Source organism: Streptomyces sp. NBC_01428, from assembly GCF_036231965.1.
GTDB lineage: Bacteria > Actinomycetota > Actinomycetes > Streptomycetales > Streptomycetaceae > Streptomyces.
In genome coordinates this window covers 7,583,044-7,596,920 of the sequence record NZ_CP109499.1, presented here as the reverse complement: position 1 = coordinate 7,596,920, position 13,877 = coordinate 7,583,044, and the positions used below count along the sequence as shown (strand labels likewise).

Below are 13,877 nucleotides of genomic sequence, written 5' to 3'. Positions count from 1 at the left end.
ATGGCGCCGGTAGTGGCAGGGTGAGCAGCATGGACGGTCGTGACCTGGTGCGTTCGGTGAAGGCGGTCGGCTCGGGGGGTGCCACTCAGGGGTTGCGCACGGTGCGGGCCGCGTGGCGCAGGAGGCGGGCCGACGCCATCGGTCTGCCGCAGCGGGGCGCCGAGCGGGCCCGGGTGCCCGGACCCGTGCTCGGCGTGGAGCCGGAGCCCGGCGGCGGGGTCGTCCGTTTCACGCGCTCCGAGCTGCGGATCACCGTCGCGGTGAGCGGCGCCGTGTTCTGGGGTTGGGACGGGGCGGCCCCCGAGCCGTCCTACGCGCTCGCGGGCCCCTGTCCCGAGCCGGACCCGCGGGCTGTCCTGGAGCCGGACAAGGACGGGGGGTGGCGGGTCGTCGCCGAGCGGGTCACGGTCGTCGTCTCACGGCACGGAGCGGTCGAGGTGCGTACCCCTGGTGGGGTGATGCTGCGGCGCGATCTGCCGCCCCGCTGGTGGGAGCCGGTCGACGGTGGCACGGCCCGTTGGATGCAGCGCTCCGAAGTGACGGCCGACGCCCGGTTCTTCGGTCTGGGCGGGCGGGCGGGTGGACCGCGGCTGCGGAACGGCAGGTACCGGCTGTGGAACACGGACCCCGGGCGCCCCTTCGGGCCGGGTGACGACCCGCTGTACATCACCATGCCGGTGCAGATGGTCGTCGCGGACGCGGCCACGCACCTGGTGTTCCACGACACCACCTGGGACGGAACAGTGTCCTTTCGTGAGGGTGAGGAGGGCGCCGGCTCCGGGCATGACCGGACCGGTTCGTGCGAGCTGCGGATGGACGGCGGTCCGCTGCGCTGCTGGGTGATCGTCGGCTCCCCCGCGCGCGTGCTGACCGCCTGGGCATCACTGACCGGGGCCGCCGCGCTGCCGCCGGCGTGGGCGCTGGGACACCATCACGCGCGGTGGGGTCTCGGCAGCGAGCAGGAGGTGCGCCGGATCGTCGCGGGGTACCGGGAGCGCGGTCTCCCCCTGGACGCCGTCCATCTGGACATCGACCACCACGACGGGCACCGCGTGTTCACGGTGGACCGCGAGCGGTTCCCGAAGCTTCCCGTGCTGGCCGAGGAACTGCGCCGGGACGGGATCCGGCTGGTGTCGGTCGTCCACGCCGCGGTCAAGGACGAGGCGGGCGACGGGGTGTTCGACAGCGGGCTCGCGGAGGACGCCTTCGTCCGTGACGCCGCGGGGCACCTGGTACCGGGGGTCGTGTGGCCCGGCGAGTCCGTCTATCCGGACTTCACGCGCGCCCGTACGCGTGCCTGGTGGGGCGGGCTCTACGAGGAGAGGCTGGAGCAGGGGTTCGCCGGCTTCTGGCACGGCATGAACGAGCCGACCTCGTTCACGGCCTTCGGGGAGTCGACGCTGCCGCGCTCGGCGCGGCACTCCCTGGAGGGACGCGGCGGCGACCACCGCGAGGCGCACAACGTGTACGCGCTGGGCATGGCACGGGCAGGCTACGAGGGCGTTCGTGAACTCCTCCCCCAGGAGCGGCCGTTCCTGATCTCGCGCTCGGGCTGGGCCGGCATGCAGCGCTACGGAGGGACCTGGTCCGGGGACGTGGCCACCGGCTGGCCGGGGTTGCGGGCGTCACTGTCCCTGGTGATGGGGCTCGGGCTGTGCGGGGTGCCTTACTCGGGGCCCGACGTGGGCGGATTCGACGGCAGCCCGTCAGGGGAGCTCTACCTGCGCTGGTTCCAGCTGGGCGCCTATCTCCCGCTGTTCCGCACCCATGCGAGTCTGCGCGCGGGCCGCAGGGAGCCCTGGGCGTTCGGTGACGAGGTGCTGGAGCACGCGCGCGTGGCGCTCGTCGAACGGCGGCGCCTGCTCCCGTACTTCATGACGCTGGCGCATCTGGCACGCCGTACGGGTGCGCCGTACGTCCGGCCGGTGTGGTGGGACGCGCCGGAGGACCGGGCGCTGCGCGACTGCGAGGACGCCTTCCTGCTCGGCGACTGCCTGCTCGTGGCCCCGGTCCTCGATCACGGGGCGGATCGGCGGGCGGTGCAGCTGCCGCGCGGGCGCTGGTACGACACGGTGACCGAGGAGGTGTACGAGGGGCCCGGGCAGGTTCTGATCGACGCTCCCTTGTCGCGCATTCCGGTGCTGGCGAGGGCCGGCTCGGTCGTTCCCGTGCGGGGTGTCGACGGTGGGCTGGAGCTGGAGGCGTGGGCGCCCGCGCGCGGGCGTGGTGGCAGCGGGCTCGTCGTGCCGGACGCGGGTGACGGGTGGGCGGAACCGGAGATCGAACGCTTCGTGACCCGCTGGGACGGGGGCGAGGTGGTGGTGCGCGGCGCCGACGGCAAGGGGGGTCTCAGCGAGCCCTCGTATCCGGTGCGGATACGAGGGCTCGGAACGAGCTGACCCTCAGATGTACCGTCCCTCGAACCAGGCCCGGACCACCAGCGTGTGCAGCGGGAAGGCCAGTTCGGTCGGTCGGCGCAGCAGATGCCACCCTTCGGTCTCGTCCGTAGGGGCGGACGGAGGCAGTTCGGCGGCGGGGCGTTCCGGGAGGAGCCCGAAGAGCAGCAGATGGCCTGCCGGTGAGCTCAGGACGTCGGCGAGCCGGACGTCTCTCACCGCGGCGTCGATGCCCGTCTCCTCCTTGAGTTCGCGCACGACGGCGTGCCGCCATTCCTCCCGGTGGTCGATGAACCCTCCGGGCAGCGCGATCCCCCCGCGCGCGGGAGTGATGGTCCGGGTGATGACGACAAGCGCGGCGCCCTTGTCGTCGTAGGCAGGCTGCAGGGCGACGGCGACCGGCAGCGGGTTGCGGTAGGCCACCGTGCCGCAGGAGGGACAGGTGCGGGGCCAGTCGGAGACGCCGTCTCCGTAGGGGGCACCACAGCTCGAACAGTGGGAGCCCGGCGCGAAATCGGCGGGCGGGTGAGGGGTCTCGGACACGACGCGGACTGTAGCGGATCACCGAACACACGTCTTCATCGTGGTTCGCGAGGGAGCGGCCGGAACCACCCCCGTGGGCCCCGGCCGCCCCCACAGGTACTCCGACGCCCGGGGCGCCCCCCTGGTTCACCCCTCGCCCTGCCCAATTCCGGCGGCCCGTGCCACACTTCTGACGTTCCGTCAGATTCAGCTTCGGCGCCGGGAGGGACTTTGACGCGCACACGCACACCTGTGGTCGCCGGGTGGTTCGCCGGGGAGGGGAGCGACTTCCGTCTGCTGGGCACCCGCTGCTCGGTGTGCGCCTCGGTGTTCTTTCCCCGCGAGGACGCCTTCTGCCGCAACCCGGACTGCCCGGGAGGCGAGCTGGCCGAGGTTCCGTTGTCCCACCGTGGCCGCGTCTGGTCGTACACCGACAGTCGGTACCGTCCTCCGTCACCCTATGTGAGCGATCCGGAACTCCCTTGGAGCCCCTACGCGTTGATCGCTGTGGAGCTGGAATCCGAGCGCATCGTGGTCCTCGGTCAGGCGGCTCCCGGGATCACCGTCGCCGACCTGGCGGTGGGCATGGAGGTGGAGGTCGTCCCCGGTGTGCTGAACGAGGATGCGGAGACGACCTGGACGACATGGCACTGGCGGCCGACGGAGGCGACGTCGTGAGGAACAAGAGGCGGACGGAGGTGGCGGCATGACGGGCGAGGTGGCGGTGCTCGGCGCCGGGATGCACCCGTGGGGCAAGTGGGGGCGCAGGTTCGTCGAGTACGGGGTCGCGGCCGCGCGCGCGGCGTTGGCGGACGCGGGCATCGACTGGCGTGACGTCGGGTCGATCGTGGGAGCCGACACCGTCCGCGGCGGCTATCCCGGGTATGTCGCGGGCGCGACCTTCGCGAGGGCTCTCGGGTGGCAGGGGGCCCGCGTGGCGAGCGTGTACGCGGCGTGCGCGTCCGGCGCGCAGGCTCTCGCCGCGGCACGGGCCCAGATCCTCTCGGGTCTGGCGGACGTGGTGCTGGTGGTGGGCGCGGACGCGGCACCCAAGGGGTTCTTCCGCCCCGCGGGCGGGGACCGGCCCGACGATCCGGACTGGCTGCGGTTCCGTGCCCTCGGGGCGACCAACCCGACGTACTTCGGGCTGTACGCGCGGCGCCGGATGTTCCTGCACGGCGACACACTGGACGACTTCGCCCAGGTCAAGGTGAAGAACGCGGCCGTGGGGGCGCTCAATCCCAACGCGCGCTACCGCAAGCGCGTCTCCGCCGAGGAGGTCGCCGGGTCCGCCGTGGTGGCCGATCCGCTGCGGCTGCTCGACATCTGCGCGACCTCGGACGGCGGAGCGGCCGTGGTGCTGTCCAGCATGGAGTTCGCCCGCCGGCACGGCGCGTCGACGCCGGTGCGTATCCGCGCGGTGTCCACGGTCACGCCCCGCTTTCCCAACACCGTGCTGGATCTGCCGGACATCGCTACGGACTCCTCCGTCGCCGTGGAGCCGCCGGCCGACACCTTCCGTGCGTCGATCACCCGCGCGGCCTACGAGGAAGCGGGCATCGGACCCGAGGACCTCTCCCTCGCCGAGGTCTACGACCTGTCCACCGCACTGGAGTTGCAGTGGTACGAGGACCTGGGTCTCTGCGCTCAGGGCGAGGCCGCGAAGCTGCTGAGGGAAGGTGCCACGACGCTCGGCGGACGCATACCCGTGAACGTGAGCGGCGGGCTCGCCTCCTTCGGCGAGGCCGTTCCGGCGCAGGCCATCGCTCAGGTCTGTGAACTGACGTGGCAGTTGCGAGGCACCGCGGGTGACCGGCAGGTCGCCGGAGCGCGCGTCGGCATCACCGCGAACCAGGGGCTGTTCGGGCACGGCTCGTCGGTGGTGGCGATCCGGTAGCCAGGCCTGGCACGAGTGGTCCACGAAGGCGAGACGGAGCGCCGGGTCCGCGGCCACCTGCCACCTGCCACCTGCGAACGTCTGTTCCGGAGCGCCGTCACGCACGCACGGTGACGAGCCCGGAATCCTGCGTGAACACCTCATGAATCACCCACCGGCGCACGCCGCCGACGACATCATGCTGCTGTGCCCTCCTGGACGGACACTGTCCGCTTCGCCTTCCAGCCGGTCGTCAACCTGACGACCGGAGGGGTCGCGGCGCTGGAGATCCTCGCCCGCCCGGAGTCCGGCGACATCCTGGCGCAGGCCCGTCGCGATCCGGAACTCGACGGGCGGCTGGCCGCGTTGGCGATCCGAGCCGCGGCGCGCAGAGAGACGCTGCTCCCCCTGCACGTCAACGTCTTCGCCGGGACCCTCGCGGATCTCGGACGGCTCTCCGCGCTGCTGCGCGAGGTGCGCGAGGCCGGACGGCTCCCCTGGGAGGTCATGGTCGACGTCGGCCCGCCGTACACGCACGTGCCGCAGCGCGCCCTCCTGGACGCCGTGGCCGCCGTGCGCGCCGAGGGCTTCCGCATCTGCGCCGACGGTGTGGGCGATGGCGACGTCCCCCTGCGCCTGCTGACGGACCTGGCGCCGGAACTGATGAAGCTCGACGTGTCTCTGCTGTCGCGGCCCGCCGCGGTGCGCGCCATGCGGACCCTCTGCGAGCAACTGGGCGCGCTCCTGTCCGTGGAGGGTGTCGAGACGGAACTGCAGTGCGCCGCCGCGGTGTCCGCGGGGGCCCAACTCGCGCAGGGCGAACTGTTCGCGCCGCCCTCCCGGCTTCCTTCGGCGGACGTATACGTTCCGGCGCTGTCCCGGAGCGCTGGTGCCGCCCCGCGGACAGGGCCGCCCGTACGGCAGTTCGTACGTCCGGCCGCGTTGCTCCCCGCCACCGCGTCGGCGAGTCAGGTACGGGCCTTGCTCACGGGGTCGCCCGAAGTGTCCGGGGTGCTGCTGGTCGACCCGTCCGGGATTCCGCTCCGCTCGGTCCACCGCTCACGGTTCCTGCTGTCGATGTCCGGGCGGTACGGGCACGCGCTGTACGCCGACCGGCCGGCCGCCCGACTCGGTGATCCGCCGCGCACGGTCGGTGGGGACGCGACGGCCTGGGAGGTTCTCGATGTCGTCGCGGACGGGGACCGGGACCGTACGTCCGACGACGTCGCGGTCGTCGACCGGTACGGCCGGTGCGTGGGCGTCGTACGCCTCGCGGATCTCGTACGCGCGCTGTCCGAGAGCCGGGTCGAGGAGGCGGCAGGTCTCAACCCGTTGACCAGGCTTCCCGGTTCGGACGCGATCACCGGAGAGGTGGACCGCCGGATCGCGGCCGGACGGACGTTCGCACTGAGTTGGCTGGACATCGATCACTTCAAGCAGGTCAACGACAGTGCCGGGTTCGCGGCGGGCAACGAGCTGATCCGGGCGGTGGGACGGGCGTTGCAGGTCGTGGCGTCCGAGGCCACGCGTGTCGGACACATCGGCGGGGACGACTTCCTGGTCCTCACCGATCCGGACGGACTCGACCCGCTGGCCGCCTCCGCACTCGACGCGCCGTGGACGGTCGGCGGCCGTGCCGTCACCCTGTCGCTGGCCACGGTGCTGTGCGCCCCCGGGAGCGTCAGCGACCACCGCCAGGCCGCCGCCTGCCTGGCGCCTCTCAAGGAGGCCGCGAAGGCGCTGAGGGGAGCGAGCTGGATCCTGGGACGCGCCGGGCGCCCGGGCCACGAGATCCGCCGCGGCACAGGGGCGACGCCGTGGGAGCCATACGGGCAGACACTCACCGGCTGACCGGCTGACCGGCTGACCGGCTGACCGGCTGACCGGCTGACCGGCGATGGTGCACCCGCCAGGGGACTGCGCCGGCAGGCGCCGTGGTCGACGGGCGCGCGACGTCGCCGGTGTTCGACCGCGCGGCGTGTGGACCGAGTGTCGACAGGGCGCCGTTCGACCATAGGCCGGACAGCTCGGGCATGTCGGCTGGCCCGCCCCCGGTCCCACGCCACGTCCTCTTTGCACCCTCGAACCGTTGCGGTCCACGACCTTGACGCCCCCTGGGCACCGGTGAACACTTCCGGGTGTCAGTCGGCATCGCCGCATTCGAGCGCGTTCGGGCACCGCACCGCTCGAGTCTCCGACCTGCACCCAGGGCCGTCCCCCACGGGCGATTCCGCCACGACGGCACGCTCGTCACGGACGCCGGGCGGGGCTCGGGACCTCCCTGCCTTCGGCTGAAGTAGCCATGGGAAACGCACCCTGATCGGTGGCCCGGAGCGGTTCGCCCCGGGCGAGGGCCTAGGAGCCGCCATGACCAACGGGGACATCTTTGTCGGCGAGTTGATCGGCACCGCGATTCTGATTCTGTTCGGCGCGGGTGTGTGCGCCGCTGTCACCCTCAACAAGTCCAAGGCCCAGGGGGCGGGCTGGATCGTCATCGCCTTCGGATGGGGCTTCGGCGTGCTCGCCGGGGCGTACACCGCGGCACCGCTGTCGGGCGGGCAGATCAACCCGGCAGTCACGATCGGATTCGCGATCGAGGGCTCCACGAAGTGGGGGGACGTGCCCTACTACATCCTCGGGCAGTTCGCCGGAGCGATCATCGGGGCGGTCCTGTGCTGGCTTCTCTACCTCGGACAGTTCAACCTCAACGCCGAGGAGGACACGGCCATCGAGACGCTGGGCATCTTCTCGACACGCCCCGAGATCAACAATCCGGTGCAGAACCTGATCACCGAGGTCATCGGCACCGCCGCGCTGATGCTGCCCATCCTCGCGCTGGCCGGCGGAGGCAAGCACGTCGCGGGCATCGGTGACGCGGGGCTGCCGGTCCTGCTCATCTCGTTCCTCGTCGTCGGTATCGGCCTCTCGCTCGGCGGGCCGACCGGATACGCGATCAACCCCGCCCGAGACCTGGGGCCGCGCCTCACGCACGCACTGCTGCCGATACCCAACAAGGGCACATCGGAGTGGAGTTACTCCTGGATCCCGGTCGTGGGCCCGATCGCCGGTGCCGCGATCGGTGCCCTGATCTACAACGCAGCCTTCTGACCCGCACGCAGCTCCTGACGAAGAACACGTAAGGGGACGCCATGACGGACAACGCCGAGAAATACGTCGCCGCAATCGACCAGGGCACCACGTCGAGCCGCTGCATCATCTTCGACCGGAACGGCGCGATCGTCGCCGTCGACCAGCGGGAACACCGCCAGATCTTCCCGAAGCCGGGCTGGGTGGAGCACGACGCCACCGAGATCTGGTCCAAGGTCCAGGCCGTGGTCGCGGGAGCGATCGCCAAGGCCGGACTGCGCGCCGACCAGTTGAGCGCTCTCGGGATCACCAACCAGCGCGAGACGACCGTCCTTTGGGATCGCGCCACCGGAAAGCCCGTCCACAACGCGATCGTCTGGCAGGACACCCGTACGTCGGCGCTCTGCACGGAGTTGGGTGGCACGGACGGTCAGGACCGCTTCCGTGAACAGACCGGCCTGCCACTGGCCAGCTACTTCTCCGGGCCCAAGGCGGCCTGGCTGCTGGACAACGTCCCCGGCCTGCGCACGCGGGCCGAGCGCGGTGAGATCGCCTTCGGCACCATCGACTCGTGGCTCATCTGGAACCTGACGGGTGGCACCGACGGCGGGCAGCACGTCACCGACGTGACCAACGCGGGCCGGACCATGCTGATGAATCTGGAGACCCTCCAGTGGGATCCGTCGATCCTCTCCGCGATGAACATCCCCGAAGCGGTGCTCCCGGAGATCCGGTCCTCCGCCGAGGTGTACGGCACAGCCGTGGGCCAGCTCTCGGGTGTCCCCGTGGCATCGGCCCTCGGTGACCAGCAGGCCGCGATCTTCGGCCAGGCCTGCTACGACGTCGGTACGGCCAAGAACACGTACGGCACGGGCAGCTTCCTGCTGCTGAACACCGGCAACCGGCCCGTCCCCTCGAAGAACGGGCTGCTGACGACCATGGGGTACAAGATCGGCTCCGAGCCGCCGGTCTACTGCCTGGAGGGGTCGATCGCGATCACGGGCGCTCTGGTCCAGTGGTTCCGTGACCAGCTCGGCATCATCCGCAACGCGGACGAGATCGAGACTCTGGCGGCGAGCGTCGAGGACAACGGCGGCGCGTACATCGTGCCGGCCTTCTCAGGCCTGTTCGCGCCCTACTGGCGGTCGGACGCGCGGGGTGTGGTCACCGGGCTGACGCGGTACGTCACGAAGGCCCACCTCGCGCGGGCGGTGCTGGAGGCCACCAGCTGGCAGACGCGCGAGGTCGTGGACGCCATGTACCAGGACTCCGGTGTGCAGATCACCACCCTGAAGGTGGACGGAGGCATGACGAAGAACAATCTGCTGATGCAGCACCAGGCGGACGTTCTCGGGGTGCCGGTGATCCGCCCGAAGGTGTCCGAGACGACCTGTCTGGGAGCCGCGTACGCGGCCGGACTCGCCACCGGTGTGTGGGGCGACCTCGACGAGCTGAAGTCGCACTGGCAGAAGGACGTCGAGTGGACGCCGTCCATGGAGGCGTCGGTGCGTGACCGCGAGTACCAGAACTGGCGCAAGGCGGTGGAGAAGAGCTTCGGCTGGCACGACGACGCGATCGACTGAGGACGGCGCCCGCCGCTCCGTGACGTCGGCGCGAAACAGGGCTCCACGCGTGCGTGCGGTTCGAATGAACCACGCGCGCGTGCACGACTGCGGCCCGTACCCCTGTCGGCGGGGGTACGGGCCGTACCTGCGTGCGGCGGCCTTGCCGTACGCGTCAGGTGGTCAGGGCCTCGCGGCGGTCGGCGGCACGGGCCATGGCGTGCTGGACGACCCGGATGAGGACCTCCTTGACGGTCTCGCGGTCCCGCGCGTCGCACAGGACGACGGGAACGCCGGGGTCGAGGTCGAGTGCCTGCCGGACCGCGTCGGTGGGGTAACGGGCCGCTTCGTCGAAGCAGTTGACCCCCACCACGAAGGGGATGGAGCGCCTCTCGAAGTAGTCGACCGCGGCGAAGCAGTCCTCCAAGCGGCGGGTGTCCGCCAGGACGACGGCTCCCAGGGCCCCGGTGGCGAGCTCGTCCCAGAGGAACCAGAAGCGGTCCTGACCCGGCGTCCCGAACAGGTAGAGGACCAGGTCTTCGCGGAGGGTGATGCGGCCGAAGTCCATGGCCACGGTGGTGGTGTTCTTGCCCTCCACGCCGCTGATGTCGTCGACGGGCCGGCCTGCCTCGGTGAGGAGCTCCTCCGTACGCAGCGGCTTGATCTCGCTGACCGCGCCGACGAGGGTCGTCTTGCCGACGCCGAAGCCGCCGGCCACCAGGATCTTGAGCGTGACGGGCTCGACCGGGGGCTTGCCGCGCTCAGTGCGCCCGAAGATCATCGTTCTCTTCTCCTGCTTGGTGGTGGTCGCGCGGCGGTGGCCCGTAGCCTCCGCCGCCGGGGGTTTCGATGACGAGGACGTCGTCCGGGCCGACCTCGGCCGAACCGCTTCCGCCGAGGTCGGTGACGGTGCCGTCGGCGTGCTCCACGCGGTTGGTGCCGAGGGCGCCCGGCTCGCCGCCCGCCATGCCGTAGGGCGTGACCCTGCGGTGCTGGGAGAGCGTGGAGACGGTCATCGTCTCGAGGAAGCGGATGCGACGGACGGCGCCGTCGCCACCCTGCCACTGTCCGGCTCCGCCGCTGCCGTGCCTGAGCGCGAACTCGTCCAGTCGGACGGGCAGTCGCCACTCCAGGACCTCGGGGTCGGTGAGCCGCGAGTTGGTCATGTGGGTCTGTACGACGGGGGCGCCCGGGAAGCCGTTCCCCGCGCCCGATCCGGACGCCACGGTCTCGTAGTACTGGTTCCGCTCGTTGCCGAAGGTGACGTTGTTCATCGTGCCGGATCCCTCGGCCTGCACTCCCAGGGCCGCGTACAGGGCTCCGGTGATCGCCTGCGAGGTCTCGACGTTGCCGGCGACGACGGCGGCAGGTGGCTCGGGGGCGAGCATCGACCCGGGTGGCACCACGATGCGCAGCGGGCGCAGGCATCCTTCGTTGAGCGGGATGTCGTCGTCCACCAGCGTCCGGAAGACGTACAGGACGGCGGCGTTGACCACGGCGAAGGGCGCGTTGAAGTTGGTGGCGAGCTGCGCTGCGGTGCCGGTGAAGTCGACCGTGGCGGCTCGCTCCTCGCGGTCCACGGTGACGCGGACGCGGATGACCGCTCCGGAGTCGGTCTCGTAGGCGAACTCGCCGTCCTGGAGGGTGTCGATGACGCGGCGCACCGCTTCTTCGGCGTTGTCCTGGACGTGCTTCATGTACGCCTGGACGACGTCGAGTCCGAAGTCCTCGATCATGCGGGCGACCTCGTCGACACCCTTCCGGTTGGCGGCGATCTGGGCCCGCAGGTCGGCGAGGTTCGTGCCCGGGTTCCGTGAGGGGTGCGGTGGAGCGGTCAGCAGGGCGAGGGTCTCCGCCTCACGGAAGCGGCCGTTCTCGGCGAGGAGCCAGTTGTCGAAGAGGATGCCCTCCTCATCGATGGTCCGGCTGTCGGCGGGCATGGAGCCGGGGGCGATGCCTCCGATCTCGGCGTGGTGGCCGCGCGAGGCGACGTAGAACAGGATGCGGTCACCCTCCGTGTCGAACACCGGGGTGATCACGGTGACGTCGGGGAGATGGGTGCCACCGTGGTACGGATCGTTCACGGCGTAGGTGTCCCCGGGGCGCATGGTGTCGCCGCGCCGCCGGACGACCTCCTGAACGCTCGTCCCCATCGAGCCCAGGTGGACGGGGATGTGGGGGGCGTTGGCGACCAGGTTGCCGTCCGGGTCGAAGAGGGCGCAGGAGAAGTCCAGCCGCTCCTTGATGTTGACGGACTGGGCGGTCGACTCCAGCCGGGCGCCCATCTGTTCCGCGATGGACATGAAGAGGTTGTTGAAGACCTCGAGGAGGACGGGGTCCGCTTCCGTGCTCGCGTCGGAACTCTCCGTGACCGCCGCGCGTTCCATGATCAGATGCCCGTCGTCGGTCGTCGCGGCCCGCCAGCCGTCGTCGACGACGGTTGTCGCCCCCGCTTCGGTGATCAGGGCGGGTCCGGTCACGCCCTCCCCGGGCGGGAGGTGTTCGCGGCGGTGCAGCGGTACGTCACGCCAGGCACCGTCCGTGTGCAGGCGGACGGTGGCCGGTCCTGCCGGGCCGGAGTCGGGTGCGGCCTCGTGGGGAGCGAGGGCGGAGAGATCGGGGGCTTCGGTGAGACCGGTGGCTTCCACGGAGAGGGCTTCGACGACGACCGGACGGTCGAGGGTGAAGGAGTAGGTGGCGCGATGACGTTCTTCGAAGGCGCGGGTCATGGTGTCGGGCTCGGTGAGCTCGACGGTCAGTGCGGTGTCGGTGCCGTCGTAGCGGAGCTGGGCCCTGCGGGTGATCCGGACGGTGTCCTCGGGGATGTCCTCGGCCAGAAGTTCGGCGCGGGCGGCGCTCTCCAGGTCGTCGGCGGTCTTGAGGATGCCGGGCATGGAGGCGGCTTCCAGGGGTGCTTCCACGGACTGTTCCCGCATGGCGGTCGTGTCGGCGAGTCCGATGCCGAGGGCGGAGAGCACGCCGGACAGGGGCGGGACGAGGACCGTACGGATACCGAGGGAGTCGGCCACCCGGCACGCGTGCTGGCCACCGGCGCCGCCGAAGGTGGTCAGCGTGTAGCGGGTGACGTCGTGGCCCTTCTGTACGGAGATCCGCTTGACGGCGTTGGCGATGTTGGCGACGGCGATCCGGAGGAAGCCCTCGGCCACCTGCTCCGGGGTGCGTTCGTCGCCGGTCGCCTCGCGGATCTCCCGCGCGAGCGTGGCGAAGCGGTCCCGGACGACTCCGGCGTCCAGGGGCTGGTTCCCCTCGGGGCCGAACACACGGGGGAAATGGCCGGGTTGGATGCGGCCGAGTGCGACGTTGGCGTCGGTGACGGTCAGTGGCCCGCCGTTCCGGTAGCAGGCGGGACCCGGGTCGGCGCCCGCCGAGTCCGGACCCACGCGGTAGCGGGAGCCGTCGAAGTGGAGCACGGAGCCTCCGCCGGCGGCCACGGTGTGGATGTCCAGCATGGGAGCGCGCAGCCGGACCCCGGCGATCCGGGTGGTGAAGACCCGCTCGTACTCGCCGGCGAAGTGGGAGACGTCCGTGGAGGTGCCGCCCATGTCGAATCCGATGACGCGGTCGAAGCCGGCCAGCTGCGACATCCGCGCCATACCGACGATGCCACCGGCGGGCCCGGACAGGATGGCGTCCTTGCCACGAAACTGACCAGCCTCGGTGAGGCCGCCGTTGGACTGCATGAACATCAGCCGCACGTCGCGCAGTTCGTCGGCGACCTGCTGGACGTAGCGGCGGAGTACGGGCGAGAGGTAGGCGTCGACGACCGCTGTGTCCCCGCGCGGTACCAGCTTCATCAGGGGGCTGACCTCACTGGAGAGCGAGATCTGTGGGAATCCGATCGTGCTCGCCAGCGCGCCCACGGCCTCTTCGTGGGCCGGGTGGAGGTGGCTGTGCATGCAGACGACGGCGACGGCGCGGATCCCGTCGTCGTAGGCCTCTTGGAGAGGTCCGGCGAGCGCGTCCAGGTCGGGGGCGCGCAGGACGGTGCCGTCGGCGGCGATCCGTTCGTCGACCTCGACGACCCTTTCGTGGAGGAGTTCGGGAAGGTCGATGGCCCGCGCGAAGATGTGGGGCCGGTTCTGGTAGGCGATGCGCAGGGCGTCGCGGAATCCCCTGGTCGTGACGAGGAGCGTGCGCTCGCCTTTGCGTTCGAGCAGGGCGTTGGTGGCGACGGTGGTACCCATGCGGACGGCGTCGACCGAGGCACTCTCGACCCCGACGCCACCGTCGGCACCGTCGGCACCGAGGAGTTCACGGACGCCCGCGACGGCCGCGTCGGCGTAGCGGGTGGGGTTGTCCGACAGGAGCTTGTGGGTGAGCAGTCGACCGTCGGGGCGCCGCGCGACGATGTCGGTGAAGGTGCCTCCACGGTCGACCCAGAACTGCCAGCCTGTCACGTCTGTTCCCCGCTTC

Annotated in this window: 9 protein-coding genes; 6 read left to right on the top strand and 3 right to left on the bottom strand. The window is 71.1% G+C overall.

The window, feature by feature from the left end; genetic code table 11:
• The first annotated feature begins 29 nt into the window (after positions 1-29).
• Entirely contained in the window at positions 30-2,399 is a 2,370-nt protein-coding gene (locus tag OG406_RS32955) for a glycoside hydrolase family 31 protein (RefSeq protein WP_329189225.1), read from the top strand.
• A 3-nt stretch (positions 2,400-2,402) separates the two neighbouring features.
• Here OG406_RS32955 and OG406_RS32950 read toward each other — a convergent pair whose 3' ends face one another.
• Entirely contained in the window at positions 2,403-2,939 is a 537-nt protein-coding gene (locus OG406_RS32950; RefSeq protein WP_329189224.1) for an NUDIX domain-containing protein, read from the bottom strand.
• Positions 2,940-3,170: 231 nt separating this feature from the next.
• On the opposite strand from OG406_RS32950, the gene OG406_RS32945 reads away from it, so the two are divergent.
• The 5 genes from OG406_RS32945 to glpK all read left to right on the top strand — a co-directional run bounded on the left by OG406_RS32945 (position 3,171) and on the right by glpK (position 9,464).
• Positions 3,171-3,596 (top strand): Zn-ribbon domain-containing OB-fold protein, encoded by a 426-nt coding sequence (locus OG406_RS32945; RefSeq protein WP_329191056.1) that lies wholly within the window; start codon positions 3,171-3,173, stop codon positions 3,594-3,596.
• Between the two features lie 28 nt (positions 3,597-3,624).
• Positions 3,625-4,815 (top strand): lipid-transfer protein, encoded by a 1,191-nt coding sequence (locus tag OG406_RS32940; RefSeq protein WP_329189222.1) that lies wholly within the window; start codon positions 3,625-3,627, stop codon positions 4,813-4,815.
• Between the two features lie 186 nt (positions 4,816-5,001).
• On the top strand, positions 5,002-6,645 hold the full coding sequence (locus OG406_RS32935; RefSeq protein ID WP_329189220.1) for a GGDEF domain-containing protein: 1,644 nt from the start codon (positions 5,002-5,004) through the stop codon (positions 6,643-6,645).
• 516 nt (positions 6,646-7,161) lie between these two features.
• Positions 7,162-7,902 carry an MIP/aquaporin family protein gene (locus tag OG406_RS32930; RefSeq protein ID WP_329189218.1) on the top strand — a complete coding sequence of 247 codons (741 nt, stop codon included), beginning with the start codon at positions 7,162-7,164 and terminating at the stop codon, positions 7,900-7,902.
• Positions 7,903-7,943: 41 nt separating this feature from the next.
• Positions 7,944-9,464, top strand: a complete 1,521-nt coding sequence (glpK, locus tag OG406_RS32925; RefSeq protein ID WP_329189217.1) for a glycerol kinase GlpK — start codon at positions 7,944-7,946, stop codon at positions 9,462-9,464.
• 154 nt (positions 9,465-9,618) lie between these two features.
• On the opposite strand, the gene OG406_RS32920 is transcribed toward glpK, so the two are convergent.
• Both OG406_RS32920 and OG406_RS32915 read right to left on the bottom strand, forming a co-directional pair.
• The gene (locus OG406_RS32920) at positions 9,619-10,224 is read right to left on the bottom strand and encodes a GTP-binding protein (protein WP_266611929.1); all 606 of its coding nucleotides are present in this window, start codon (positions 10,222-10,224) and stop codon (positions 9,619-9,621) included.
• Positions 10,205-13,861, bottom strand: coding sequence for a hydantoinase B/oxoprolinase family protein (locus tag OG406_RS32915; RefSeq protein WP_329189216.1), 3,657 nt, complete (start codon positions 13,859-13,861; stop codon positions 10,205-10,207). The genes OG406_RS32920 and OG406_RS32915 overlap by 20 nt, the downstream gene beginning before the upstream one ends.
• Positions 13,862-13,877 lie beyond the last annotated feature (16 nt).

Excerpts from the sequence above, each read along its gene's own strand:
- OG406_RS32955 (WP_329189225.1), top strand. The coding sequence starts at position 30 with ATGGACGGTCGTGACCTGGTGCGTTCGGTGAAGGCGGTCGGCTCGGGG.
- OG406_RS32940 (WP_329189222.1), top strand. The coding sequence starts at position 3,625 with ATGACGGGCGAGGTGGCGGTGCTCGGCGCCGGGATGCACCCGTGGGGC.
- OG406_RS32930 (WP_329189218.1), top strand. The coding sequence starts at position 7,162 with ATGACCAACGGGGACATCTTTGTCGGCGAGTTGATCGGCACCGCGATT.
- glpK (WP_329189217.1), top strand. The coding sequence starts at position 7,944 with ATGACGGACAACGCCGAGAAATACGTCGCCGCAATCGACCAGGGCACC.
- OG406_RS32920 (WP_266611929.1), bottom strand. The coding sequence starts at position 10,224 with ATGATCTTCGGGCGCACTGAGCGCGGCAAGCCCCCGGTCGAGCCCGTC.